Annotated in this window: 22 protein-coding genes; 15 read left to right on the top strand and 7 right to left on the bottom strand. The window is 57.2% G+C overall.

Annotated elements, in window-relative coordinates; all coding sequences use genetic code 11:
• Positions 1-235 precede the first annotated feature (235 nt).
• Entirely contained in the window at positions 236-2,917 is a 2,682-nt protein-coding gene (mutS, locus tag H6F57_RS15205) for a DNA mismatch repair protein MutS (protein WP_190624575.1), read from the bottom strand.
• Positions 2,918-3,011: 94 nt separating this feature from the next.
• Between mutS and H6F57_RS15200 the strand changes: the two genes are divergently transcribed.
• The 7 genes from H6F57_RS15200 to H6F57_RS15170 all read left to right on the top strand — a co-directional run bounded on the left by H6F57_RS15200 (position 3,012) and on the right by H6F57_RS15170 (position 9,723).
• Positions 3,012-3,242 carry a hypothetical protein gene (locus H6F57_RS15200; protein WP_347279971.1) on the top strand — a complete coding sequence of 77 codons (231 nt, stop codon included), beginning with the start codon at positions 3,012-3,014 and terminating at the stop codon, positions 3,240-3,242.
• Positions 3,243-3,368: 126 nt separating this feature from the next.
• Positions 3,369-4,145, top strand: a complete 777-nt coding sequence (locus H6F57_RS15195; protein WP_190624577.1) for an MOSC N-terminal beta barrel domain-containing protein — start codon at positions 3,369-3,371, stop codon at positions 4,143-4,145.
• Between the two features lie 42 nt (positions 4,146-4,187).
• A complete protein-coding gene (hemW, locus tag H6F57_RS15190) occupies positions 4,188-5,399 on the top strand; it encodes a radical SAM family heme chaperone HemW (RefSeq protein ID WP_190624578.1) in 1,212 nt (403 codons plus the stop codon).
• Between the two features lie 291 nt (positions 5,400-5,690).
• A complete protein-coding gene (gene serA / locus H6F57_RS15185) occupies positions 5,691-7,271 on the top strand; it encodes a phosphoglycerate dehydrogenase (RefSeq protein ID WP_190624579.1) in 1,581 nt (526 codons plus the stop codon).
• 151 nt (positions 7,272-7,422) lie between these two features.
• A complete protein-coding gene (gene prmA, locus H6F57_RS15180) occupies positions 7,423-8,319 on the top strand; it encodes a 50S ribosomal protein L11 methyltransferase (RefSeq protein ID WP_190624634.1) in 897 nt (298 codons plus the stop codon).
• Positions 8,320-8,323: 4 nt separating this feature from the next.
• Positions 8,324-8,533, top strand: coding sequence for a hypothetical protein (locus H6F57_RS15175; protein ID WP_190624580.1), 210 nt, complete (start codon positions 8,324-8,326; stop codon positions 8,531-8,533).
• Between the two features lie 8 nt (positions 8,534-8,541).
• Positions 8,542-9,723, top strand: coding sequence for a homocysteine biosynthesis protein (locus tag H6F57_RS15170; RefSeq protein ID WP_190624581.1), 1,182 nt, complete (start codon positions 8,542-8,544; stop codon positions 9,721-9,723).
• Between the two features lie 6 nt (positions 9,724-9,729).
• Here H6F57_RS15170 and H6F57_RS15165 read toward each other — a convergent pair whose 3' ends face one another.
• Positions 9,730-10,752 carry a hypothetical protein gene (locus H6F57_RS15165; protein ID WP_190624582.1) on the bottom strand — a complete coding sequence of 341 codons (1,023 nt, stop codon included), beginning with the start codon at positions 10,750-10,752 and terminating at the stop codon, positions 9,730-9,732.
• A gap of 552 nt (positions 10,753-11,304) precedes the next feature.
• On the opposite strand from H6F57_RS15165, the gene H6F57_RS15160 reads away from it, so the two are divergent.
• Positions 11,305-12,183, top strand: coding sequence for a tetratricopeptide repeat protein (locus tag H6F57_RS15160; protein WP_190624583.1), 879 nt, complete (start codon positions 11,305-11,307; stop codon positions 12,181-12,183).
• On the opposite strand, the gene H6F57_RS15155 is transcribed toward H6F57_RS15160, so the two are convergent.
• Positions 12,180-12,494, bottom strand: a complete 315-nt coding sequence (locus H6F57_RS15155; RefSeq protein ID WP_073607132.1) for a hypothetical protein — start codon at positions 12,492-12,494, stop codon at positions 12,180-12,182. The genes H6F57_RS15160 and H6F57_RS15155 overlap by 4 nt on opposite strands.
• Positions 12,495-12,627: 133 nt before the next feature.
• Here H6F57_RS15155 and H6F57_RS15150 point away from each other — a divergent pair, with 133 nt between their 5' ends.
• Positions 12,628-13,224, top strand: a complete 597-nt coding sequence (locus H6F57_RS15150; protein ID WP_190624584.1) for a pseudouridine synthase — start codon at positions 12,628-12,630, stop codon at positions 13,222-13,224.
• A 375-nt stretch (positions 13,225-13,599) separates the two neighbouring features.
• Positions 13,600-15,360, top strand: coding sequence for a serine/threonine phosphatase (locus tag H6F57_RS15145; protein WP_190624585.1), 1,761 nt, complete (start codon positions 13,600-13,602; stop codon positions 15,358-15,360).
• Positions 15,361-15,387: 27 nt separating this feature from the next.
• On the opposite strand, the gene H6F57_RS15140 is transcribed toward H6F57_RS15145, so the two are convergent.
• Positions 15,388-15,624, bottom strand: a complete 237-nt coding sequence (locus H6F57_RS15140) for a DUF4327 family protein (protein ID WP_073607135.1) — start codon at positions 15,622-15,624, stop codon at positions 15,388-15,390.
• A 341-nt stretch (positions 15,625-15,965) separates the two neighbouring features.
• Here H6F57_RS15140 and thrS point away from each other — a divergent pair, with 341 nt between their 5' ends.
• Complete coding sequence (gene thrS, locus H6F57_RS15135) at positions 15,966-17,789, top strand: threonine--tRNA ligase (protein WP_190624586.1); 1,824 nt, start codon at positions 15,966-15,968, stop codon at positions 17,787-17,789.
• A 4-nt stretch (positions 17,790-17,793) separates the two neighbouring features.
• Here the strand turns inward: thrS and H6F57_RS15130 are convergent, their stop codons facing one another.
• A complete protein-coding gene (locus tag H6F57_RS15130) occupies positions 17,794-18,234 on the bottom strand; it encodes an S-layer homology domain-containing protein (protein WP_190624587.1) in 441 nt (146 codons plus the stop codon).
• Between the two features lie 128 nt (positions 18,235-18,362).
• Between H6F57_RS15130 and thrB the strand changes: the two genes are divergently transcribed.
• The 4 genes from thrB (at position 18,363) to H6F57_RS15110 (ending at position 22,533) form a co-directional block, all read left to right on the top strand.
• Entirely contained in the window at positions 18,363-19,289 is a 927-nt protein-coding gene (gene thrB, locus H6F57_RS15125; RefSeq protein ID WP_190624588.1) for a homoserine kinase, read from the top strand.
• Between the two features lie 572 nt (positions 19,290-19,861).
• The gene (locus H6F57_RS15120; RefSeq protein WP_190624589.1) at positions 19,862-21,472 is read left to right on the top strand and encodes an NAD(P)H-quinone oxidoreductase subunit 4; all 1,611 of its coding nucleotides are present in this window, start codon (positions 19,862-19,864) and stop codon (positions 21,470-21,472) included.
• A 263-nt stretch (positions 21,473-21,735) separates the two neighbouring features.
• Positions 21,736-21,888, top strand: coding sequence for a hypothetical protein (locus H6F57_RS15115; protein WP_190624590.1), 153 nt, complete (start codon positions 21,736-21,738; stop codon positions 21,886-21,888).
• A 48-nt stretch (positions 21,889-21,936) separates the two neighbouring features.
• Positions 21,937-22,533, top strand: a complete 597-nt coding sequence (locus tag H6F57_RS15110) for a sulfite oxidase-like oxidoreductase (protein WP_190624591.1) — start codon at positions 21,937-21,939, stop codon at positions 22,531-22,533.
• Between the two features lie 2 nt (positions 22,534-22,535).
• Here H6F57_RS15110 and H6F57_RS15105 read toward each other — a convergent pair whose 3' ends face one another.
• Entirely contained in the window at positions 22,536-22,796 is a 261-nt protein-coding gene (locus H6F57_RS15105; RefSeq protein ID WP_199289443.1) for a hypothetical protein, read from the bottom strand.
• Between the two features lie 160 nt (positions 22,797-22,956).
• Complete coding sequence (locus H6F57_RS28045; protein WP_199289444.1) at positions 22,957-24,402, bottom strand: LuxR C-terminal-related transcriptional regulator; 1,446 nt, start codon at positions 24,400-24,402, stop codon at positions 22,957-22,959.
• Positions 24,403-24,731 lie beyond the last annotated feature (329 nt).

Below are 24,731 nucleotides of genomic sequence, written 5' to 3'. Positions count from 1 at the left end.
AGCATCAATCACTTTTTGCCGTAAGTCAAGGCTATAGGGCTTGGGCATCAGTAGGGAAACGCAGAAACGCTACGCTCCTAGTCTATGTCCTAACACTTGTGGCTGCAACTATATCATCCCAAACACCGCGCGCGCTTGGTGAGAAAGACTATTCGGATTAAGCATTTCAGCGCCAAGACCGCAATGCCCTATGTTCAATCCAAAGAAATTTACGGTCTGGTAGCCTAGGCCGGAGTTAAAGTTTTCCAAACAGATCAAGCTGTTCTGAAGGGTCGTAAGTTTCTGTCAAATCGCGCGCGCGGCGAGGCTTACTCGGTTTGGGCACCTCTCCCCGTAAGCCCACGGCAATCGTGCTGTTGCGCTCGATCTCGCGCATCACGTCGCGAGCCCGCTGAATAACCGAGGTGGGTAACCCCGCCAGCCGCCCTGCCTCAATGCCGTAAGATTTGTCGGCTCCGCCGGGCTGCACCTGGTGGAGGAAGATAATTTGGTCGGGCATTTCCTTGACTGTGACCTGGTAGTTGGCCACGTTGGGAATCAACGCCGCCAGCTCGTTCAGCTCGTGATAATGGGTGGCGAAAATGGTGCGAGACTGGATCTCAACCGCCAGGTGCTCAGCTACGGCCCAGGCGATGGAGAGGCCGTCGAAGGTGGCGGTGCCCCGGCCAATTTCATCCAGCAGCACCAGGGATCTGGGCGTGGCGTGGTTCAAAATATTCGCAGTCTCATTCATCTCAACCATGAAGGTGGATTGGCCGCTAGCGAGGTCGTCAACGGCACCGACGCGGGTGAAAATGCGATCGCACACCCCCAGCCGCGCCCCCTTGGCGGGCACAAAGCTACCCATCTGCGCCATCAGCTGAATCAACCCCACCTGGCGCAGGTAGCAGCTCTTGCCGCTGGCATTGGGACCGGTGAGAATGATTAGGTCTTGGGGGTGATTGGCCTCGCGATCGCTCGGGATCGCCCCCATGTAGTTAGAGTTGGGCACAAAGAACCCAGCCGGGAGCAGTTGCTCGACAACCGGGTGGCGGCCCTCGGTGACCGCGATCGCCCTTGATTCATCCATATCGGGGCAGCAGTAACCTTGGAAGATAGCAACTTCCGCCAAGCCGCACAGCACATCTGCCGCTGCTACTGCTGAGGCTACTTTGCGAATCAGTTCGACCTGCTCGCCCACCTGCTCGCGCAACCGGTTGAAGATCTCGTATTCCAGCGCGTTGATTTCTGACTCGATATTAAACACCCGCGTCTCGCGCTCCTTGAGTTCGGGGGTGATGTAGCGCTCTTCGTTGGTGAGGGTCTGCTTGCGGATGTAGTCGTCGGGGGTCTGGTCGGCGCGGGCGCGGGAAACGCTGATGTAGTAGCCAAAGGCTTTGTTGAAGCCGACTTTGAGCGTAGAGATGCCGGTGCGTTTGCGTTCGGCGGGTTCCAGCTCTGCGATCCATTTTTGGTCATCAACGGCCTGCTGGCGCAGGTTGTCGAGCTGGGCGTTGACGCCATCGCGAATTAGGTGGCCTTCGGTGAGGTAGAGGGGCGGCTGTTCGACCAGGTGCGATCGCAGCGTCTGCCCCAGCTGCTCTAGCTCCGGCGGCACATACTGCAAGGCTTGCAGGTAGGGCGATTTGGCTTTTTCTGCTAAAGCTGCTAAATCGGGAAGTCGCAAAAACGAATCCGCTAGGGCAACGAGATCCCGCGCATTGGCGGTGCCAGATCCAGCCCGACCCGCTAGCCGTTCCAAGTCATAGATCTGCTTCAGCTTGTGCTGGAGCATCTGCCGCAGGTTGCCGTCCTGCAACAGTTCCATAATGGTGGACTGCCGCTGTTGAATGCCTTTCACATCCAGCAGTGGTTGCAGCAGCCAGCGCCGCAGGGTGCGTCCGCCCATGGCCGTCACAGTGCGATCGAGCGCCCACAGGAGAGAACCGTTGTAGGTGCCGTCGCGCGCCGTCTGAGTAATTTCTAAATTGCGGCGGGTCTGGTGATCGATCACCAGGTAGGCGGACAGGGTATAGGTGCAGAGGGGCTGGAGCGGGGCCTGCACGGTTTTTTGGGTCTCTTCGACGTAGTGCAGCAGGCCGCCCGCTGCCCGCACCGCCAAGGGCAGATGGTCGCAGCCCAGCCCTTCCAGCGACCTGAGCCGAAACCGTTGCAACAATCGCTGCCGCGCCTCGCTCTGGCTATAGGGGCCTTGGGGCCGCAGAGTGTAGCAAAACTGACGCGGCAGGCAGCCTGGCAGTTGGTCAGACTGATCCCCCGGCCTGAGCATCGCCCCCAGGTTGGGCGCATCCACCGGAAACAGCACCTCGGCGGGCTGGAGCCTGAGCAGCTCCTGACAGAGCTGGTCGAGGTCTTCCCCTTGGGTTGTTAAAAATTCTCCAGTGGAGACATCGGCGTGGGCCAGCCCCCAGTGGTGGCCGGCCACCACCACCGAGGCCAAAAAGTTGTTTTGGCCGGCACTTAGCATGCCCTCTTCGATCACGGTGCCGGGGGTGATGACGCGGGTGACTTCGCGTTTGACCAATCCCTGAGCCACGGCGGGGTCTTCGACCTGGTCGCAGATGGCGATCGCATAGCCCCGTTCCACCAGCAGCGTGCAGTAGCGATCGAGCGCGTGGTGGGGAATGCCCGCCAGCGGCACCCGGCCAATCTGCTTGCCCGCCTCTTTGCTGGTGAGCACCAGCTCTAGCTCACGGGCGATCGCGATCGCATCTTGAAAGAACGTTTCAAAGAAGTCGCCTACCCGATATAGCACCAGGGCGTGGGGATACTGCTCCTTCATCTCCACGTAGTGGCGCATCATCGGCGTCAGGTCATCCCAATTCACCGAGTGGTGGTCAGCGTAGCGCACCGTGTGCTTAGCCAACCGCTCGGGAATGGGCGGTTGGCTATCAGCGGAGGGGGATGAACCGGGCATGGATTGTGTCAGATGTTACGCACCGTTAAGCTTCGTTGCACAGCCTGTGAGGGGTACAGAGCCTATGTTAGTTTCGATATCGTTGCATATATCGATGTTTAATAGAAGAGAGGTTGTTCCCGTGGCCCTGTCAGAAAAGTTTGCTCCAGCCCTGGCCGAAACCCGCGAAGACTTTTCCGAATACGTCGCCCATCTTCAGCTCCACATGACGCTCCAGGCCCGCAACCTGGTGCCCTCTCTCAGCAATACTGGCGACAGCCGCCACCACCTGCTGCACCAAACCCAGGCCGATATCGAAAAATTTGTTTCTCGCCAAGGGTTCTAAAAAAACTCTTTTAGAGCAATCGTCAAACCGGAATTTTGGGTGGCAACCGCGTATTTATGCCAGCCCAAAGTTTCGGTTTTTTTGTAGGCCGCATTGCCCGGTTCAACCGCCTACCAACCTTCAGCTATGACCTGCCATCTTGCCCGCATTGATATTTTTCCGGTCAAGTCACTGGATGGGGTTTCGGTTTCCCAAGCTACGGTTTTGGCCAGTGGGGCGCTGGAGAGCGATCGCACCTACGCCCTCTTCGACGCCCAAAACCGCTTCGTCAACGGCAAGCGTACCGCCGCCATCCACCACCTGCGATCAACCTTCTCCAAGGATGGCCAGTTCATTACCCTAGCCGTTGACGGCCATCCCCCCACCGCCACTTTTCACCTTCAGCAGCAGCGTTCAGAACTCGAAGCCTGGCTCAGCGACTATTTTCAACAACTCGTCACGCTTCAAGTCAACTCCGACAGCGGATTTCCCGACGACACCGACGCTGCCGGGCCAACAGTGATCAGCACTGCTACCCTCCAAACCGTTGCCGATTGGTATTGCCTCTCGCTAGAGGAAACCCGCCGCCGCTTCCGCACCAACTTGGAGATCGACGGTGTACCTTCCTTTTGGGAAGATCAGCTGTTTAGTGCCGACGGCAGCCCAGTGCGCTTTGCGATCGGTAACGTGGTGTTAGAGGGCATCAACCCCTGCCAGCGCTGCATCGTCCCCACCCGCGACACCCTAACCGGAATCGCCATCGACCATTTTCAAAAAAAGTTCTCCCAACAGCGGGCCGCCACCCTGCCTGACTGGGCCCACCCGTCGCGGTTCAATCACTTCTATAAGCTGGCGGTCAACACCAACATCGTCCACCAGGGCGGCCACATGCTCAAGGTGGGGGATAGTGTTAGCGTGATTTAAGCGGCATCCCTTGCTCAACGTTTCCCAGGGATAGCCATCCTCATGATTGCCAACCCGGCTTCTGCCTACGTTCACATTCCCTTTTGCCGGCGTCGCTGCTTCTACTGCGACTTCCCCATCTCAGTGCTGGGCAACCAGCAGCGGGGCGAGACCTCTGGCACAGTCGAGAGCTATGTAGACCGGCTGTGCGAAGAGATTGCAGCGACGCCAAAGCTCAACGAGCACCCCCTACAGACCGTATTCTTCGGCGGCGGCACCCCTTCCCTACTCTCCGTTCCCCAACTCGAACAAATCCTCGCCCAGATTGACCAGCATTTCGGCATTGCCCCTACCGCCGAGATCTCCATGGAAATGGACCCCGGCACCTTTGATTTGGAGCATCTCCAGGGCTACCTAGCCGCAGGCATCACCCGCATCAGTCTCGGCGTCCAAACGCTGGATGACGCAATGCTAGAGAGCTGTGGCCGCTACCACCGCGTTGCCGATGTCTACCGCGCCGTCGATTGGCTGCATCAGGTCGCCATGCCCAACTGGAGCCTAGATTTAATTTCGGGACTGCCGCACCAGACCCTAACCGACTGGGAAACTGGTTTGTCTAAAGCGGTAGCCCTTCACCCCCATCACCTGTCGATCTATGACCTCACGGTGGAACCTCAGACGGTGTTCGCCAAGCGCTACCAGCCGGGCGACAAGCCTCTGCCCACGGATGAGCAAACGGCGGCAATGTATCGGCTTGCCCAAGCGTTTCTCACTGCCCAGGGCTACGATCACTACGAAGTCTCTAACTACGCCCAGCCGGGGCACCAATGTCAGCATAATTTGACCTACTGGCGCAATCAGCCCTACTACGGCTTTGGCCTCGGGGCGACCAGCTACACCCAGCTCCAGCGCGTTAGCCGCCCCCGCACCTTGGCAACCTATAGCGAGTGGGTAACCGGGTTTCAGGCGGCTGGAGGAATCCACAGCGAACCTCCGACACCAACCTTGGAGCAACTGCTGGATCGACTGATGTTGGGCTTGCGATTAAAGGAGGGGATCAGCGGGGATGAGGTGCGATCGCTCTGCGACCCCACTACCTGGGCTGCCCTCAATGAAGCCCTCAATCCCCACGTCGCTCAAGGCTGGATCATGATAGAAGGCGACACCTGGGCCACTCTCCAGCGCCTGCGCCTCAGCGATCCCGAAGGGTTTCTCTTCTCTAACGTCGTGCTCTCTGACTGCTTTCGTGCGATCGAAGACTTGCTGGAGAGCTAGTGCCTTTGCCGCAGATTTCGTCTTTAATGCTGCTTATAAATCGCGGATACAGCTGCCTTTGAATGGTGCATTGCTTGGCCACGCTCTACGCTGAACGCGCTGAATTTAGGGCTGGTGGGCATTGCCCACCCTGCCAGGCGCTTTTTCACCCTCCCATCACGCTCCATCTTCCCTATCACCCTCATCTTCCTCATCACCGCCATCCACCCCCGCCAAAAGTAACCCCCACACTAATGCCCCGCTCCGCCTTTGCAGTAAAGTAGATCCCTGTGACATTTTTATGGCCGACCCATGCCCAAGGTTCTAGTTTCCGACCCCGTTGACCAGGCGGGCCTCGATATTCTTTCCCAAGTTGCTCAGGTGGATGTCAACACCAGCCTTTCCCCTGAGGAACTGGTAGCTGCCATCGGCGACTACGACGCGCTGATGATTCGCTCTGGCACCAAGGTAACTAAGGCCGTCATCGATGCGGGTCAGAACCTAAAAATCATTGGTCGGGCGGGGGTTGGGGTCGATAACGTCGATGTACCCGAGGCCACCCGACGGGGCATTGTGGTGGTCAACTCCCCCGAGGGCAACACCATTGCAGCTGCCGAACACGCCCTGGCCATGATGATGTCGATGTCGCGCTACATTCCCAGCGCCGATCGCTCCGTGAAATCTGGCGAATGGAAGCGCAAAGACTTTACCGGGGTTGAAATCTATAAGAAAACCCTCGGGGTGGTGGGCCTAGGCAAAATTGGCTCCCACGTGGCCACCGTAGCGCGGGCCATGGGCATGAAGCTGCTGGCCTACGACCCGTTTATTTCTGCGGAGCGCGCCGAGCAACTCGGCTGCCGCCTGGTGGAGCTTGACCTGCTGTTCCGTGAAGCCGACTACATTACCCTGCACCTACCTAAGACCCCTGAGACCACCCACCTAGTGAATGAGAAAGCCCTGGCTACTATGAAGCCAACGGTGCGCATCATCAACTGTGCCCGGGGTGGCATCATCGACGAAGCCGCCCTGGCTAAGGCCCTGCGCGAAGGCACCATCGGCGGTGCCGCGCTGGATGTCTATGAATCTGAACCTCTGGGCGATTCGGAGCTGCGGGAGCTAGACAAGGCAGTAATTCTCACCCCCCACCTGGGAGCTTCCACCGAAGAGGCCCAGGTGAATGTGGCCATCGACGTGGCCGAGCAAATTCGCGACGTGCTGCTAGGGCTACCGGCGCGATCGGCGGTGAATATTCCCGGCCTGCGTCCCGAGGTGATGCAAAAGCTGCGCCCCTACCTGCAACTGGCTGAAACCTTGGGCAACCTGGTGGGGCAACTGGCTGGGGGCCGGGTTCAAGAACTGACGGTACGCCTCCAGGGCGACATTGCCGGGGGCGATACCCAGCCGATTATGGTGGCGGCGCTCAAGGGGTTGCTGTCCCATGCGCTGCAGGAGCGGGTCAACTACGTCAACGCCTCCATCGAAGCGAAGGAGCGCGGCATTCACGTGATTGAAACTCGCGATGCCGACATTCGCGACTACACCGGCTCGCTGAACCTGTCAGCCAAGGGTAGCCTGGGCGAGCACTCCGTTACTGGTGTGCTGCTGGGGGGCAGCGAAATTCGCGTCACCGACATCGACGAGTTCCCCATTAACGTGCCGCCGACTCAGCACATGCTGTTTACCCTGCACCGCGATATGCCGGGCATTATCGGCAAAATTGGCTCGCTTTTGGGTAGCTTTAACGTCAACATCGCCAGTATGCAGGTGGGCCGCAAAATTGTTCGCGGCGACGCGGTCATGGCCCTCAGCCTAGATGACCCTCTGCCAGAGGGCATTTTGGAGGAGATTCTCAAGGTGCCGGGCATTCGCGATGCCTATACGGTGAACCTGTAGGCATTGAGAACTCTGTAGGGTGGGCAAGGGACAACAGCGCTTGGTCTTTGCAGAAAGTGGGTGGTAGGCAGTGCCCACCCTACAGAGTCACAGTTAGAAGCGCAAAGCATTAGCTCAGTGTTGATAGTTGCGAGGCAGCCCCTGAATGGCCGTGGTTAACACCTGGTGGGAAGTAAAGGTACTATGCGATCCGTCCCTGGAAGACACGGTTTTCTGGCGATTTGACAGCTTTGGCAGCCAGGGCACCTCAACCCAGCAGCGGGGCTCGTCCTGCGTAGTGCAGGCCTATTTTCCTCAGCATCGGCTTGAATTGCTTGATCTATCGGCCCTGGCCCTGTTGATTAAACAGGACGCTCTCTGCAACGATCTGGTGCTGCCCCGCATCAGCTGGCAGCTAATTGACGAAGAAGACTGGTCTAAGAGCTGGAAGGAGCACTGGAAGCCAGAACCAATTGGCGATCGCTTCTTGATCACTCCGGCCTGGCTAGAGCCTCCGGACGACAACCAACGGTTGGTGCTGCGCATTGACCCCGGCGTGGCCTTTGGCACCGGCAACCACCCTACCACCCAGCTCTGCCTGGAGTCGCTTGAAATGCGGCTGATCTACGAAAAAACCGATGTCACCATTGCCGATATCGGCTGTGGGTCTGGCATCCTCTCCATTGGGGCGCTGCTGTTGGGAGCCCGGCGAGCCTATGCTGCTGATACCGACGATTTAGCGGTGCACTCAGCTATGGGCAACCGCGCCCTGAACAGATTGACGGAGGAGCAGCTACCGCTGCTGCACGGCAGTTTGGACACCATTGCCCAAGTCATTGATGCCCCCGTGGACGGCATTGTCTGCAATATTTTGGCGGAGGTGATTATGGATCTTATCCCCCAGATGCACACCATTGTTACCCCCGATGGCTGGGGCATTCTCAGCGGCATTTTGCTCGATCAGTCTAAACTGGTGGCCGACACCTTGGAGCAGCATGGCTGGGTCGTAGCTACCCTCTGGCGGCGACAGGAGTGGTGCTGTCTCAACGTGCGGCGATCGCCCGCCTAAACCCATGAATCGTTCTGATGTCAGCTTCGTGGCTAAAGTGGTTGTGCTCTCGGCAGCACTGAGCGCCCTGATTAAGTACGGGTTGCCTATGGCGCTAACCGGGTCTCAGGTGGCTCAAAACGAGCCCACCCTAGGCCTAGTCATAGCGCTGCTATTGACTCCCTCAGCGCTGATGGGTGGCCTTTTCTGGCTGCGGCGCAGCCCCCATTTCTAGGCTTGCCCATGCGCACCATCGACAGCATCAACGCTAAAATTCGCGCCGGGCAGGTGGTCGTGCAAACCGCTGAAGCCTTTAAGGTGCAGGCCAAGGAGCAGGGCATTGCCGCCGCCGCTAAAGCGGTAGATGTCGTGATCGCTGGCACCTTTGAGCCGATGGAATCGTCAGGTGCCATGCTCAACCTGGGCCACACTGACCCGCCCATCAAGCTGTTGGAGTGCTACCTAGATGGGGTGCCCGCCTACGCTGGCTTCGGGGCCGTAGATGTCTGCCTGGGGGCCAGCCAGCCAGCCGTGGCCGGGCGAGGGGCAGATCTGGGCGATACCGAAACCGTACGAGAGCACGGCGGCGGCCATGTAATTGCCGATCTAATCGCCGGGCGCAGCGTACCGCTTCAGGCCACGGGCCACGGCACCGACTGCTACCCCCGCACCGCCCTCGAAACCACCATTACCCGCGACAGCATCAACCAGTTCTACCTGTTTAGCCCCAGGGGGCTCTACCAAAATTTTATTGTGGGGGTGAACGGGGGCGATCGCACCCTCTCTACCTACCTGGGTCCCCTTCAGCCCCGCCTTGGCAATGCGGTGTACGCTAACTCAGGCGCGCTATCGCCCTTGCTGAATGACCCTGACTTGGAGGCCATTGGCATTGGCACCCGCATCTTTTTTGGTGGCGGCATCGGTTATTTGGCTTGGGAGGGCACCCAGCACTTTCCGCTGCAGCGGCGGTTGCCCAACCGTACCCCCATCGGTCCCGCCGCCACCATGGCCCTGATCGGCGACGCCAAACAGATGCAGTCCTATTGGGTGCGGGGCTGCTATTTCAAAGGCTACGGCCCTTCGCTGATGCTCGGGGTCGGGGTGCCGATCCCCATTCTCAACGAACAGGTAGCGGCCCACTGCGCCATCCAGGACGCTGACATTGTCGCCCCGGTGATGGATTTTTCAATTCCTCGACGGGTGCGGCCCACCTTTGGCTTGGTCAGCTATGCCCAACTCAAGTCGGGCAGCATTACGATCGAAGGTCAGCCGGTGCGCACAGCACCGCTAGCCAGCATCTACATGGCTCGCCAAGTCGCCAACGAGCTGAAAAGCTGGATTGAGTCGGGGCAGTTTGAACTAACATCCCCAGTCGCCTCTCTGCCCCAGGATCGTGCCTTTTTGCCGCAGGATGTGAGCAGCTAATCAGGTCTATTCAGCGCTGCTTTCAATATTGTCGTCTCGCTTTTTGGGGCGACTCGCAATGCGTTCGGGAACCGACTCGGAACGAGTATCCGTGCCGGCATCGCTGCTCTTAACGCCGGTAGGACGGCGACTGGGCATGGGCGGACGGCTTCCCCCTGGCCCGCTGCGCATGCCTGGCTTACCGCGGCGGGGGCCAGATCCACCGCTGCCCTTGGCCCGCTTTTTAGGTGGCACAATTCCTACGGGCGAGGCTTCACTCAGCACTAATACTTTGGCTTCGCGCTTGACTTTGAAGTCCCAGAAGTAGCCTACGGTGCGGCCTTCGATGGTGCCGTGGAGCAGCAGCTTAAACGGTTTAGACGTGCCAGGAGTGCGCTTAGCACCCTGCAAAATCTTGACGGCAATGCACTTGTCTTCGGGTGTGTACTTGATGACCTCGCCGCGAATCGAGAAGAAGTTGTCGTCAACCGGCGGTAGGTTAGCTAGGTCGGGTTTTTCAGAGGCGTCGGCGTCGGTTTCATCACCGTCCTCACTAGAAGGCGATTCTCCAGGAAGACCGAGGGTTTCTGGTTCCCAAACTCCGACAATTTGCAGGTGCAGGTCTTGATCGTCGTTGTCTAGCTCGCGCCGGGTGCGAGGATAGACGACCCAGAGGTGGGAAACGGTTAAATCGATATGTTTCTTCACCAGGCTGGTGATGCGCCCGAGCAGCACCGAGTCGATGACATGGCCATCCTCAGTGGTCAGGTTGCCCCGGTTGAGCTGGTCGGCTTCGCTCGGTTCGTAGGTGCCCCGCACCAAGCCAATCGCCCGGTACTGCATCGGTTCGCTGGGGGGCGCAATGGGTTGATAGCGATAGGCGGCGGGGTCAGGTTCAGGAGCAGGGGGCTCTGGCACCTTTTCTGTTACCGTCGCTTTGGGTATCACTACGGCGGTGTCAGCTGCCTTTGCCAGCGGCTTGACGGCTACCACAGTCTCGGGGGCAGCGGCGGGGCGCACTGGACGCACCGGGCGCTGGGGAGGGGACATTAGCGATGGCCGATCCGCAGCGGGTGTCGTCCCCTGGTCGTGACTATCCTTAGCGTTAATGTCGCTCTTATTAGAAGCGTCTTGCTCTGCAGAACCCATAACACCCACCGATCTCCCTCTCAACAAAAACTAGCCACCCGGCGCAACAGCAACTCTGCGCATGACTTAGCCTGTAAGCCTAGCGTAACATTCACCCTTTAATGTGCATTGCTAGGGCAAATATTTAAGCGGTTAACGCAATTCGCACAAGGCTTTACAAACGAGTCAAAAAGCCACCTTTACGATGGTTCTCTAGCCCTAAGGCAGCCTGCACTGCCGCTGCTGTGTCCTTGACTGAGTAGCTCTCTTAAGTTTCCATCGGTGACGGTTAGCAATCCGTATTGTTTCTGAGCTTTTTGACAACTTCTTTGCTACTGTAGCCCTGTCTATGGCCTTGGTCGGGCTAGGGCGCAGATTCAGCCCTAGGCTAAAACGCTAAGATCATTGACTTAACTAATTGTTTGCGATCGCGCTTCGGCTGCGATCGCGCCGCTGTCTTGATGAGGTACACCCGTGACCGCAAACCGCAACCGTTGGCTCGTTGGCACTGTCTTGACCCTGGCATTAGCGGCCTTTTTGTCGCTGTCGCTGCTGCCAATTTTGGGCAGCAACAGCGGCCGTAGAGCCAGCAGCACCCCTGATGCCAATCCTGCTGCTGACCCCGTGGCTATGCAAACCGAGCTGGAGGCCCAGGCAAAAGGCTATGAACTGGTGCTAGAGCGTGAGCCCGACAATCAAACCGCTCTCCAGGGGCTAGTTGATGCCCGCATTCAGCTCGGCGACATCAACGGGGTAGTTGCTCCCCTCGAAAAGCTGGTTGACCTCAACCCCAACGTGCCCGACTATGCGGTGCTCCTAGCTCAAACCAAGCAGCAGATGGGCGATCTCGAGGGCGCGGCCCAGATCTACCGCCAGGTGCTCGACCAGGAGCCCGGCAACATGAATGCCCTACAAGGGCTAACGGTGCTCTTAGTGCAGCAAGAGCGACCCCAGGCCGCGATCGGGCTACTGCAAGACACGCTTAAAACCGCCGACCAGATGCAATCAGAAGGCGGTGCAGCCAGTTTCGACGCGACATCGGTGAAACTGCTGTTGGCCCAGGTGCACGTCGAGAACAACAGCCCAGACCAAGCGATCGCCCTCTATGACGAAACCATTGCCGCTGCCCCCGAAGACTTTCGTCCGGTCTTGGCTAAGGCGCTAGTGTTGCAAGAGCAGGGCGACACCGAAACGGCCCAGGCTCTCTTTACCCAGGCCACAACCCTAGCTCCAGCACAGTTTAAAGACCAAATTGGTCAGATGGCGACCCAGGGGCAGACAGCACCGGAGGCTAGCGGCAGCACTGTCGAGCCTGCCCCCGCTGCACCTGCACCCACCGAGTCAACGCCCTAGCTCATCGCCCTAGCCGGTGTGGAAGAGGCAACCCCGCGATCGGGACGGCTTGAGGCGGCTGCACTGGCATCTACGGGCTCAAACTCAATGTGGTTAAGCAGCGTGGTCACAAAGGCAAATAGCAAAAACGGGAGTGACAACACCAAAATTAGCCCTACGGTCGCTAACGCAAAAATTGGCTGCCGCGCTCCCATCAGCGCTAGGGAAGCTGCCAAGCTAACGAACAAAATCACCAGCCAGGCGATGACTTGCCCGTAAATATCTCCAAAGGTAAGCGTGCAAGCGAAGCGATACTTATTGCCGGTATCCATGGGGTTGTCCTGCCAGAATCAGTCCTATTAGAGTTCAGCATATCGGCCTCGCCTAGGCCGCTGTAGTTTCTCAACATTTCCACAAGAGTTGCAATGAAATGTTGCAGCCCATTACATATATATAAGCAGCACGATGGGGTATCAGTACATTCTGTTTTATAAGCCCTATAACGTACTCAGTCAGTTCAGTCTGGGGAGCACCCTGCCCGCCTCTGACTCGGCTTGCCGCCTCACACTCAAAGACTTCATTCCTGTTGCCGATGTCTACCCTGTTGGCCGGCTCGATCGCGACAGCGAAGGGCTGATGCTGCTGACTGACCACGGTCGAGTCCAGCATCGGCTCAGTGAGCCCCGCTTTGGCCACCCTCGCACTTACTGGGTACAGGTCGAGCAGGTACCGACTTCAGCCGCCCTTGCTCAGTTAGGGCAGGGGGTCACTATCAAGGGCTACCGCACCCAGCCCTGTCAGGTCGAATTGCTCACGACCGAACCTCTTCTGCCTGAACGAGATCCGCCCATTCGCTATCGCCAAAGCATCCCCACCGCCTGGCTAGAAATGACCCTACAGGAGGGCAAAAACCGTCAGGTGCGCCGCATGACCGCCGCCGTGGGTCACCCCACCCTGAGGCTGGTGCGCCAGGCGATCGCCCACCTCCACCTAGGCGATCTACAGCCTGGCCAGTGCCGACATGCCACCCCTGCCGAACAGCGAGGGCTGCTAAAAATCTAGTATCTAGCGAATATCAACCTCGGGCAACGTAGCTGAGGCCGAGGCAAGAATCGCTGGGTCAGACAGATCAGGATAGGGGCGTTAAGTTACCATGAGCTTGCGATGGGCGACCTGGAGGTGACCCGTGCGATACTTAAGGTGCAATGGTAAGGCCGTTTTACTCCGAGGGTGCGTTGATCGGTTGCTGAGGGTCTGCTGATTCCCCCAAGACCGCGCACAGTTTAAATGTCTAGCGATGGGTATGTCCTACTCGCTGGCTGGCTAGCCTAACTTTGGATCGTCGCTAGGATGCTAACCTGCCCCTTTTGTGAGTTTGACAATACCAATTCACAGCGGTCCTGCAAACGGTGTGGTCAGCCACTCCAGCGGTGGCGAGTGATTGATATTCCCCAGGCGGGGGCAGCGGCGATCGCCCCTAGCGATCTCGATCCAGATGGCTATCTCGATGGCGATCGCCGCTATCGACTTATGACTCCCTCAGACAGTCAGACCTCGTTTGGCGCTACCCCTCTAGTTGTCATCGACTGCCAGCCCGAAGCCGGTTCACCCCTGCAAGACCTCCAAGTAGACTGGCTCGAAACACCCACACTCAATCCCGCAGAACATCCCCTAGCTGTCACAGTTCCCCCCGAGGCCTACCCCTACTTAGCCCTCCAGACCGACTATTTCCCCTCCGTTCCCGAGCTGCACCACGCTTGGCAAACGCCCCACCGAACCCTATTACTCATCGAAGACCGTAGCATTTGGCTGTCTTTAGCGGCCGGCTGGGCAGCCATAGATGACCCGCTTCAGCGCCTCCAATGGTTGTTTGAGACCACGCTGTTGTGGGAGGCCTTAGCCCCTTGGCACGGACAGGCTACTCTCCTGACCCCCCAGCGGCTTGCCCTCAACGAAAACAACCTGCTCTGCTTGACGCAGGTCGATCAGATGCCCAACCGGCCGGCCTTGCCCCTAGCAGCGCTTGGCCAAATGTGGCAGTCTATGCTCGACAGCGGTTCATGTTGTCTGCCACCTAAGGTACAGGCTTTAATCAGCGATCTAGCCGAGGGACTGACAAATGACCTCGATCGGGTGCAAACCACCCTGGGTGAAGCGGCCCAAGCCTATTCGCCGCCAGTTGAGGTCTTCTCTACCTCCAGGCCAGAGCCTGACGAAGCGATTACAGCTTCCAATTTAGAACCCGATATTGAGCTACCAACCGCCGGTTTCGACCTCGATGTCGATGCGGTTTTCGATACCCAAGAACTGCCCGATGACGACGATGGCAGTGGGCTCATAGAAACACCAACCATGGTCTTACCCATGAAGCTGGCTCACCTCGACGATGCTGGGCAAAGCCATATTGGTCAGCAGCGCCACCATAACGAAGACTGGTTCTTTACCCAAACACAGCTACAAAAGGTCAGCGGACCCCAGGGCAGCATTCTGCGGTCCAAAGGACTTTACATTCTCTGCGATGGCATGGGTGGACACGCCTCAGGCGAAGTGGCGAGTCAGTTGGCAGTGCGCACGCTACGCGATTATTTAACTCAGCACTGGAGCAGCGATCGCCTGCCCGACCAAAGCACCCTGGCGCAGGCTGTGCTCACCGCCAACCAAACTATCTTCGACATTAATCAAACCAACGCCACATCTGGAGTGGGGCGCATGGGCACTACCCTTGTCATGGTGCTGCTGCACAATCTCGACATCGCCGTTGTTCATGTGGGTGACAGCCGCCTATACAGCTACAATAAGCGCCTGGGACTACGACAGCTCACTCTCGACCATGAGGTCGGTCAACGCGAAATTAATCGAGGCGTAGAGCCGGCTCTAGCCTATGCTCGCCCTGATGCCTACCAACTAACCCAGGCCTTAGGCCCTAGGGGAAAAGAAGACCTCGTCCCCGGCATTGCCTACCACGAGCTGACAGAAGACACTCTACTGATCCTGTGCTCCGACGGTCTCAGCGACAATGACTTACTGGAGCGCCATGCCGATACCCATATTGCTAGTCTATTGCGATCAAGAGCCAATTTAGACAGTGGCGCAGCTCAGCTTATTGATTTGGCCAACGAAAAAAATGGTCATGACAACATCACGACCATTCTTGTGCGGGTTAAGCTACAGCCCGATATGCTGTCGATGGCGAGTTAACCAACTCGTCATCAACTGGCTATTTCACTAGTCCTCTTCCCAGGATTGCACTGACAGCAAATCTTCAATGGGATCTTGGGTAGAAAAGTCGAATTCTTCCAGTTCTTGCTTCCAATGGGCCCAGTCATCCCCAAACAAGAAGGCAATTTTCCAAATTGGATCGCTGGGGCGAACAACTTTGGACTTTTTCACTAAAGACTCAACTTGGCGCTGAAATTTCACCATTGGGTGAGCGACAACTAAGTCGGCAATTGCTTCAGTCATATTTTCGATTTAAAAAGCTCTTCAGAACGTTGAACTGGGGAAATTCTGCACACCCTTGAAACTTGCGCAGACATTAACCCGAGATTCAGGAACACAGCATAACACAAGACTGCAAGAACGCAATTCTGTCTCAGCTTAATTTCTCTCAAGTGGCTATGGGCCTTGCCCATGCCCCAGAGTGGTGCCCTTGCATCCCATCATAAACCCCAAGCAGATGGATTGCGAAGCTAGATAGTCTCCCCTTGGGGTGAGATAACCGTACCTCATGGACCATCGCTTTGGGTTTACCCAATAGTCGCTAAACTAGAGGCTACATTCTTTTTTGCCTTCAGCGTTGACCAATGGCTCAAACTGATTTGTCTGCACCCGAGTCTACTGTACCCATGCTTCTGCCCCGCACCAGCGAGTCAGAGGCGCTTCAGCGCATTCGCCACACCTTTTCCCACGTTATGGCCATGGCGGTACAGACGTTGTTTCCCAAGACGCAGGTGACCATTGGCCCCTCGATCGACTACGGCTTTTACTACGACTTTGACAGCCCTGAGCCCTTCACTGACCAAGACCTGAAGGCGATTAAAAAGGAGATGATTAAAATCATCAATAAAGGGTTGCCGGTAACTCAGGAAACTGTCACCCGCGAAGAAGCCCAGCGCCGCATTGAGGCCCTGGGCGAACCCTACAAGCTCGAAATCCTACAAGATTTAAAAGACCCGATCACGCTTTATCATCTGGGCGACCAGTGGTGGGATCTCTGCGCGGGGCCTCACGTGGCTAGCACCGCTGACCTGAATCCTAAGGCCTTTGAGCTAGAGAGTGTGGCCGGAGCCTACTGGCGCGGCGATGAAAACCGGGCTCAGCTCCAGCGCATCTACGGCACCGCTTGGGAAAACCCTGAGCAGCTTCAGGAGTACAAGCGCCGCCGCGAGGAAGCCAAGCGCCGCGACCACCGCAAACTGGGTAAAGAGCTGGGGCTGTTTATTTTTGCCGATGATGTTGGGCCGGGTCTGCCTCTATGGACACCTAAGGGCACAGTGCTGCGCTCTACACTAGAAACCTTCCTTAAAGAGGAGCAAACTAAACGGGGATATCTGGGTGTGGTGACCCCCCACATTGCCCGGGTAGACCTATTCAAAACGTCGGGGCACTGGCAGAACTACCGGGAGGACATGTTTCCGCTGATGGCGGACGACGATGCGGCTCGCCTGGCGGAGGAGGGCTTTGTGATGAAGCCGATGAACTGCCCCTTCCATATTCAGATCTATAAGAGTGAGCTCAGGTCGTACCGAGAGTTGCCCCTGCGTCTGGCGGAGTTTGGCACGGTGTATCGCTATGAGCAGTCTGGAGAACTGGGGGGGCTCACTCGCGTGCGGGGCTTTACAGTAGATGATTCGCACCTGTTTGTGCGTCCTGAGCAGCTCGATGACGAGTTCCTCAAGGTGGTGGATCTGATTTTGACCGTGTTCGGTAGCCTAAAGTTAAAGAACTTTAAGGCGCGACTCAGCTTCCGCGACCCCGAGTCGACCAAATATATTGGTGGCGACGATGTGTGGGAAACCTCTCAAAACGCGATTCGCCGAGCTGTGCAGACCCTTGGGATGGACTATTTTGAGGCTCCGGGAGAGGCGGCTTTCTATGGTCCTAAGCTCGACTTTATCTTCCGAGATGCCCTAGAGCGGGAGTGGCAGCTGGGCACGGTGCAGGTTGATTACAACCTACCCGAGCGATTTGATTTGGAGTATGTAGCCGAAGATGGCTCGCGCCAGCGCCCGGTGATGATTCACCGCGCTCCTTTTGGTTCTCTAGAGCGACTGATTGGCATTTTGATTGAGGAATATGCGGGTGACTTTCCGCTGTGGCTGGCTCCGGTGCAGATGCGCCTGCTGCCTGTCACCGAGGAACAGCTGGGTTTTGCTCAGTCTCTAGCTGACCAGCTCTTGGCCAAAGGGGTACGGGTAGAGGTCGATGCCAGCGGCGATCGCCTCGGTAAGATGGTGCGCAACGCCGAAAAGGCCAAGGTGCCGATCATGGCCGTAGTCGGCGCGAAGGAGCTGGAGGCCAACGCCCTCAGTATTCGCACCCGCGCCCAGGGAGAGTTAGGCGCTCTGCCCGTGGCTGAGGTGGTTGATCGGGTGGCGGCGGCGATCGCCGCCCGCGAAGATTTTTAGCCCCCTAGGGAGCTGCGGGTAGATCGGACTCAATTTCGCGCAGGTCGCTGAGCGATTGCTCCATGGCATCGATCAGCGATCGCACCTCTTGGTCGCGGGTCTGCTGCTGTTGCTGCGCCAGATTGGTTAGCACACTTAGGCAGGAGTCCATACCGGCGGCGAACTCGTGGCGGGTGACGGTGTCTTCGCCCCGGAAGGTGCCGTCGGGGTAGCCACTCACGCAGCCGTAGACCCCAGCTAGATTTAACAGAGCCTCGTAGGCCCAGTGGTCGGGCGATACATCGCTAAAGGGTAGAACTAGCTGCTGTTCAGTGCCTTGGGCAACGGGCTCAACAACTGCATCCATGGCGGCGGGTTTTGCCTGGGCAGGGGCGATCGCCGTTAAAATCCCCATGCCAAGTCCTAAAGCCACTACGCCACGTTTAATTCCTGAGTTTGCGTTCATAACAAAAATCTTGGATTCCCCATACTCACGACCTGTTCACCCCCCGGCCTTACTTTCAGTCTGACAGAGGCTTCCCAAAAAGTGATAGTATCCTTGGCCTAAATGTTCCGCGCCTGCCGGAGGCTTTTGTGGTGTCAACGCCTATCTCTGTTACTGTGCCTGCCACCACCGCCAACATTGGCCCCGGCTTCGACTGTCTGGGGGCAGCGCTGAGTCTTTACAACCGCTTTCGCTTTACGGCTCTCGATGAGGCAGCGGGAACAGTTGCGATCGCGGTGAGCGGGTCAGAGGCCGACCGGGTGGTGACGGACGGGTCTAATCTGGTCTACAAAGCTTTTGCCCACTTTTATCAGGAGCAGGGGCTGGCGGTACCAGCGGTAGAGATTGCCATTGAGCTGGCTGTTCCTCTGGCGCGCGGGCTGGGCAGCTCGTCTACCGCAATTGTGGGCGGGTTGCTGGGAGCCAATGCACTGTGCGAACGGCCCCTCGATCAGTCGGCCGTAGTGGAAATGGCGATCGCCCTGGAGGGTCACCCTGACAACGTCGTACCCGCTTTAGTGGGGGGGTGCCAACTAGCAGTCGGCAATGCTGACGGTGCCGCTACCCTATGCCCCATTCCCTGGCACTCCGACATTGTGCCGGTGGTGATTGTGCCCGACTTTGAGCTCTCAACCGCTGCCGCACGCCAAGTCTTACCCACCAGCTACAGCCGGGCCGACGCCATTTTCAATACTGCTCACCTGGGACTCCTGCTGCGAGGGCTAGAGAGTGGTCGGGGTGACTGGCTGAGGGTGGCCTTGGGCGATCGCATTCACCAGCCCTATCGACAATCTCTGATTCCCGGCTATGAGGCTGTCTCTGCCGCCGCTGTTGAGGCCGGAGCCTACGGTCTAGTCATCAGTGGGGCTGGCCCCACGCTGCTAGCCCTCACGCCTGTTGCTCAAAGCGCCGCAGTGGGCGACGCCATGGCCTCTGCCTGGGCCAATGCCGGGCAGTCAACCACGACCCATGTGCTGAGCCTAGAAACCACTGGAGCAAAAGTCAGCCCTGCTTAGCCGCTCTAAACCCTACACTTTCCGGCAGATGGCTTAGTGCTGGGCGACATCCCGACGGACAGCCCAAAAATTAAGACTTCTTGGTGCGCAGGCTCCTAACCATCAGGCTGTGGCAATTCCTGAAACCTGCCCCAAACAGGCAAATGTAACGTTTTAGGTATTGACATATATAAATGTGAGCAATCACTCTAATTAATCCATGCACGTAAAGTGCCTGAAATGCTTGTGCAGTCTTCACTACAAGCCCTTAGATATAAATGTTTTGCGACTTTGGTCGGAAATTAATTATCAAATGTTTATTAAGTTTCCTATACTAAGGACGGGCGCAGAGATAGGTATATTTCTCTATCGATCTCGCAGTCCGGTTTGTTACTTCGTCGTGCCTGTTAGGTCACGGCTCGCTCGCTGAAGTCCTCCGACCTCCTCGCCTAGGGTAGGCCGCCGCGAACAGCATTTGTAGCTCGTCTTATCTAGATGGCTACGCCAAGGGGGTGTGTCCGCCTCGAATCAGACACTAAAACCGGAATCTGAATGCGCTGGCTGTTTCTGTAGTACTACTCACGCGAATTGTCATGCTAACCGAGCAGTTTCCGTGGCTAACGACCCTAGTTTTGTTGCCGTTACTGGCGATTTTGCCGATACCGGTGCTGCCCAATCGCAACGGGCAAACTCTGCGCTGGTACGCCCTGGGCATTGGCTTCATCGAGTTTTCGCTAATTCTCTACACGTTTATTAACTTTTACAATCTCAACCAGCCTGGTCTACAGCTAGTAGAACGCTACAACTGGGTACCCCAGGTGGGCATCACTTGGTCACTGGGTGCCGATGGCCTAGCTATGCCCCTGGTAGTGCTGAGTGGCCTGGTGACGACTCTGGCTATTTTGGCTTCGTGGAATATCACCCACCGTCCTCGCCTCTACTTCAGCCTGCTGCTGGTGATGTACAGCGCCCAGGTTGGGGTCTTTTTGGCCCAGGATTTGGTTATGTTCTTCTTAATGTGGGAATTAGAGCTGGTGCCGGTTTACCTGCTGATTTCCATCTGGGGCGGCAAAAAACGCCTCTACGCCGCAACTAAATTTATTCTCTACACGGCCATCGGTTCTGTCTTCATTTTAGTGGCAGCCCTAGCCATGGCGTTCTATGGCGATACTGTTACCTTTAACCTGACGGAGCTGGCCCAAAAGGACTACAGCCTGACCTTCCAGCTCCTAGTCTACGCGGCCTTTTTGGTTGCCTTCGCAGTTAAGTTGCCGATTTTCCCGCTGCACACCTGGCTGCCCGATGCCCACAGCGAAGCCCCCGCCGCCGTGTCGATGATCCTGGCTGGGGTGCTGCTAAAGATGGCTGGCTATGGTCTGATTCGCATGAATATTGAGATGCTGCCCGAGGCGCATCTCTACTTTGCCCCCGTGCTGGCTATCCTCGGCGTAGTCAACGTAATTTATGCCTCAATGACTGCCTTCGGCCAAGATAACCTCAAGCGCCGCATGGCCTATTCATCGGTAGCCCACATGGGCTTTGTGCTGATTGGCTGCTCGGCTTTCACTACCCTAGGGATGAGCGGCGCTATGCTGCAAATGATTTCCCACGGGCTGATTGCAGCGGTGATGTTCTTTTTGTCTGGGGTGACCTACGAGCGCACCCACACCCTCGACATGGATGAGATGGGTGGTATAGCCCGCAAGATGCCCACGAGCTTCGCGTTCTTTACTGCTGCCTCAATGGCGTCTCTGGCCCTGCCCGGCATGAGCGGGTTTGTCAGCGAGATCGCGGTGTTCCTCGGTATGGCTACCAGCGATGTCTACAGCACGACCTTTAAGACCGTGATCATTGTCGGTGCTGCTGTCGGGGTGGTGCTGTCGCCCATTTATCTGCTCTCTATGCTGCGCCGCATTTTCTACGGTGATGCGGGTAAGGTGGTGGCTAAGGTACCCAACATCATTGATATTCGCCCCCGCGAGGCCTTTGTAGCGGCCTGTCTGCTGGTGCCGATCATTGGGATTGGTCTCTATCCCAAGCTGGCCACCCAGGTTTACGACGCGAAAACGGTTGAGGTAGCGGGCCGCGTGCAGCACACTCGGATAGCATCTGCCCCAACTTCGCCGCTCTACGCCCATGTGCTAGTGGCTCCTCAGGTGACAGTAGCTGAACTGCCCACTGTTCTGTCCTCTCAAATCGACTAGACCAAGACGGGTTAGTGAGTCAATTAGTCGCTGCACTCTGGCCTTAGGGCTAGGGTGCAGCGTTTTTTTGGGGCAATGCAGTTACCAAAGTAGACCCATAGACAATTCAGGCTCTGTCTCTGGGCACTCTGACTGACAAGGGCAAACCGTCACAATAACAACAGGGCGATGGCGCTCCGGGTCAGTCTGTGACCAACGCACCTCCCAGACAAAATCAGTGACCGAATAGACCCACTTTGGTGCAGTTCTTCTCTCAATAAGTTATGGCTCAGCAACACCCCTGTCCTCACTGCAACAATCGCCACCTACTGCGCATTGGGGTGCGCGGTATTCGCCAGTGCTCTAGGTGTAACGCTTACGTAGACGTGCGATCGCGCCACTGGCTGAAGCGCCTGATTCGCGATCGGGCGGCTTAGGTACTCCGATCTGGGTAACAATAGAAGTGCCCTAATTGGCGAGGCACTATGGCCGGCAAGTTTTTCCACAAACCAGGCGCGGAGCTAGCCGATCGCGTCCCCCCCGGACAGCATTTGGCCAAGGGGTTTCCGGTACTCACCTATGGTGAGACGCCCCACGTTGCTCAGAACGACTGGACCTTGAGCATCACGGGCCTGGCCCAGGCTAAAACCTTTACTTGGGACGACATGATGTCGCTGCCCCAGGTAGAGATCACTGCTGATTTTCATTGCGTGACTACCTGGTCAAAGCTGGATGTGACCTGGCGAGGCGTGCGCGTCACCGACTTGATGGCGCAACTGGCGGTGGAGCCTGAGGTGACCCATGTCATGCTGCACTGCTACGGCGGCTACACCACCAACCTAACCCTGGCTGATTTTGTTCGACCCGAAAACTTTTTTGCCCACACCTTAGAAGGTGAACCTTTGCCCGCTGAGCATGGTGGTCCCATGCGCCTAGTGGTACCCCACCTCTACGCCTGGAAAAGCGCCAAATGGATTAACGACGTGGAATTTCTGGCTGCCCCCGCCCTGGGTTTTTGGGAGCGCAATGGCTACCACGAGCGGGGCGAACCTTGGGCGGAGGAGCGCTACAGCGATCGCTAGCCCTACCGATTGCCGTAGCGACCCCAGCTTAAAAACGCTGTGACTATATAGAGCACAATGGTCGAGCCGATGATGGACGGCACCAGCGGTACGCCCTGAAAGCTCCAGGTCAGCCACGGGAGGCTGAAGCTATATTGCTGCAACAGGTAGTCGGCGACCCACTGCCCGACAAACACACCGATCAGGCCAATTAGCACCAGGCCCAATAGCTTGCCGGGCACTTGTCTAGGCACTAGGATGTTGGCTGCAAAGGCGCAGGTCATGGCAATGAGAACTTGAACGAGAAGGCTAATCAGATCATCCACGGGGATCGTGCTCCTATAGCTAGGTATCTGGATCGCTGGTAGAGGTTGTGTAGAGTTACTGTACCCATTTCGCAGCCGCCAAAACCTTTGAAACGTAGGCTTTGGCTACTGTTTGGGGTTAAATCCATCCCTGAATAGCGGCTTGATAGACGGCCTGGTAGCGGTTTTTAGCCTGTAGCTTGGTGAGGCTATTGTTGATGTGGAATTTTACTGTGCTCTCGCTGATGTAGAGGCGGTTGGCAATGTCGCGATCGCGCAGCCCTTGAGCCAGCAGAGCCATGATCTCTCGCTCTCGCTCGGACGGACGCGGGCAGCTAGGGTCGCTGGAGGTTGATTCTGCTGGCTGCCCCTGACTAACCCGCTGAACAATCTGACGCAGCTGGTCAACGTCTATAGTCCAGTCGATCACGGCTTGGGCTGACGGTGGGGGCGAGGCTTTAACCCGCACCCAAATGGCGCGGGCCGCGCTTTGGGCAATGGGTTCGCTGTCAGTAATCACGATCGCGTCTAGATCAAAGGGGTCGCACACCGTCAGCCGAGCTTTGTAGGCCATGCAGGTAAGGGCCACCTGCACCAGGGCCGTGGAACACTGAAGACTGACCTTGGCCCCGAGCAGCCCGCTGGTATAGGGTGTTTGCAGGGTAATTTGCACCATCTGCTGCTGGGGTCCGGGCTGGGTTTGCAGGCTGCCCCCCAGGCAGGTAGCCATAAACCGCAGTTGGTGACAGCGCGATCGCCACTGGGCCGCCGCATCAAAAGCAGCTTGAGCACCATCGGGGGGCGGTATCGCCACGATCGCTTCTAGCACCACATCGGTTGCCCCGTAGACCAGCCGAGCATAATCGCAGTTAAACTCGTCTAGTAGCTCAGCTAACTGCACAAAGACGTGGCTCATCGAAACCGGTAGCGCCGTTTCGGTACCCACCAACGCCATCGTAGTGGTCTTCAAAATTGTCGCTAGTTGGTCAGACAGGGCTGAGCGCTGAGCCGAGCCGACTGTTGGACTCATGGATTTGGCTTCAACGCTCAGCGCCGCGTCAAGGGCAATGGTGGCGGTCATGCAGAGCACCTGCAACACCTCTAAAAACTCTGCGGCCATGGGGCTGCGGCTAAAGGTGGCCAGCACGCCAATGACGCGATCGCCGGTCATCAGTGGGTAGCCTGCAAACCCCTGAATATTGTTGGCGATCGCCCAGTCTCGATCTTTAACCCAGACTTCTTCGGCCAGGCGATTGCTGAGAAAGGGGACTCGGTTTTGGGCAATCTTACCGACCTTGTAGGCCCCCATGGGTACCCGCGCAAAGAAGCCGTTGGTGTGGGTATATAACCCCGAAGAGGCTACTAAACGGAGGGCGGTTTGCTCCGGTTCTACCACCCAGATGCGAGCAAATGCACAGCCAAATTGATCGACCAACCCATTGGTAATAAATCGGGCAATGGTCTCGACCTCAAGGCATCCTGACAGCCGCTGAGCAATTTTATTGACCCGCTGCAAATCGAGCAGCAGCCGAGTTTGGCTGGGCAAATCAACGCTAGGGCTTTCCGACACCTGCGGGAGCAGCACTCACGGGCCTTCTGACATTTTCTGTCTATAGGTTGAATGGAACTCGGTTGATACACTGTATCGGTTGACACGCCTGAGAGTTTTTGTGTCCCATTGCCCAGCCCGATTTCTGACACCTTCGGTTGACTGCCATGGTTTCGCTTTGGGGCGATCGCCGCTAAATACTGATGGGTCTGTCAAGAAACGGTAAACTTTCTGACTTGGCCTCAGTCACGTCTCCGTATTTCTTGCTAGAACGTGAGCAGAGGATGAACCGTGCTAAAGCCGCAGGTTTGCCCGCGAGTCACCCGGATTGTGCATCTGCCTCTCGTAGTTGTTTAAAGCCCCCG

This window comes from Leptolyngbya sp. FACHB-60 (genome assembly GCF_014695775.1).
Lineage (GTDB): Bacteria > Cyanobacteriota > Cyanobacteriia > Phormidesmidales > Phormidesmidaceae > Nodosilinea.
Note: the sequence above shows the minus strand (reverse complement) of the source record. Positions and strands in the feature narration are given on the sequence as shown.

What these genes read in the sequence shown, in the direction of transcription:
- H6F57_RS15120 (WP_190624589.1), top strand. Translation starts at nt 19,862, where the DNA reads ATGCTAACCGAGCAGTTTCCGTGGCTAACGACCCTAGTTTTGTTGCCG.
- thrS (WP_190624586.1), top strand. Translation starts at nt 15,966, where the DNA reads ATGGCTCAAACTGATTTGTCTGCACCCGAGTCTACTGTACCCATGCTT.
- H6F57_RS15200 (WP_347279971.1), top strand. Translation starts at nt 3,012, where the DNA reads ATGTTTAATAGAAGAGAGGTTGTTCCCGTGGCCCTGTCAGAAAAGTTT.
- H6F57_RS15115 (WP_190624590.1), top strand. Translation starts at nt 21,736, where the DNA reads ATGGCTCAGCAACACCCCTGTCCTCACTGCAACAATCGCCACCTACTG.
- H6F57_RS15170 (WP_190624581.1), top strand. Translation starts at nt 8,542, where the DNA reads ATGCGCACCATCGACAGCATCAACGCTAAAATTCGCGCCGGGCAGGTG.
- mutS (WP_190624575.1), bottom strand. Translation starts at nt 2,917, where the DNA reads ATGCCCGGTTCATCCCCCTCCGCTGATAGCCAACCGCCCATTCCCGAG.
- hemW (WP_190624578.1), top strand. Translation starts at nt 4,188, where the DNA reads ATGATTGCCAACCCGGCTTCTGCCTACGTTCACATTCCCTTTTGCCGG.
- H6F57_RS15140 (WP_073607135.1), bottom strand. Translation starts at nt 15,624, where the DNA reads ATGACTGAAGCAATTGCCGACTTAGTTGTCGCTCACCCAATGGTGAAA.
- H6F57_RS15105 (WP_199289443.1), bottom strand. Translation starts at nt 22,796, where the DNA reads ATGACCTGCGCCTTTGCAGCCAACATCCTAGTGCCTAGACAAGTGCCC.
- H6F57_RS15130 (WP_190624587.1), bottom strand. Translation starts at nt 18,234, where the DNA reads ATGAACGCAAACTCAGGAATTAAACGTGGCGTAGTGGCTTTAGGACTT.
- H6F57_RS15175 (WP_190624580.1), top strand. Translation starts at nt 8,324, where the DNA reads ATGAATCGTTCTGATGTCAGCTTCGTGGCTAAAGTGGTTGTGCTCTCG.
- H6F57_RS15110 (WP_190624591.1), top strand. Translation starts at nt 21,937, where the DNA reads ATGGCCGGCAAGTTTTTCCACAAACCAGGCGCGGAGCTAGCCGATCGC.
- serA (WP_190624579.1), top strand. Translation starts at nt 5,691, where the DNA reads ATGCCCAAGGTTCTAGTTTCCGACCCCGTTGACCAGGCGGGCCTCGAT.
- H6F57_RS15165 (WP_190624582.1), bottom strand. Translation starts at nt 10,752, where the DNA reads ATGTCCCCTCCCCAGCGCCCGGTGCGTCCAGTGCGCCCCGCCGCTGCC.
- H6F57_RS15195 (WP_190624577.1), top strand. Translation starts at nt 3,369, where the DNA reads ATGACCTGCCATCTTGCCCGCATTGATATTTTTCCGGTCAAGTCACTG.
- H6F57_RS15155 (WP_073607132.1), bottom strand. Translation starts at nt 12,494, where the DNA reads ATGGATACCGGCAATAAGTATCGCTTCGCTTGCACGCTTACCTTTGGA.
- H6F57_RS15150 (WP_190624584.1), top strand. Translation starts at nt 12,628, where the DNA reads ATGGGGTATCAGTACATTCTGTTTTATAAGCCCTATAACGTACTCAGT.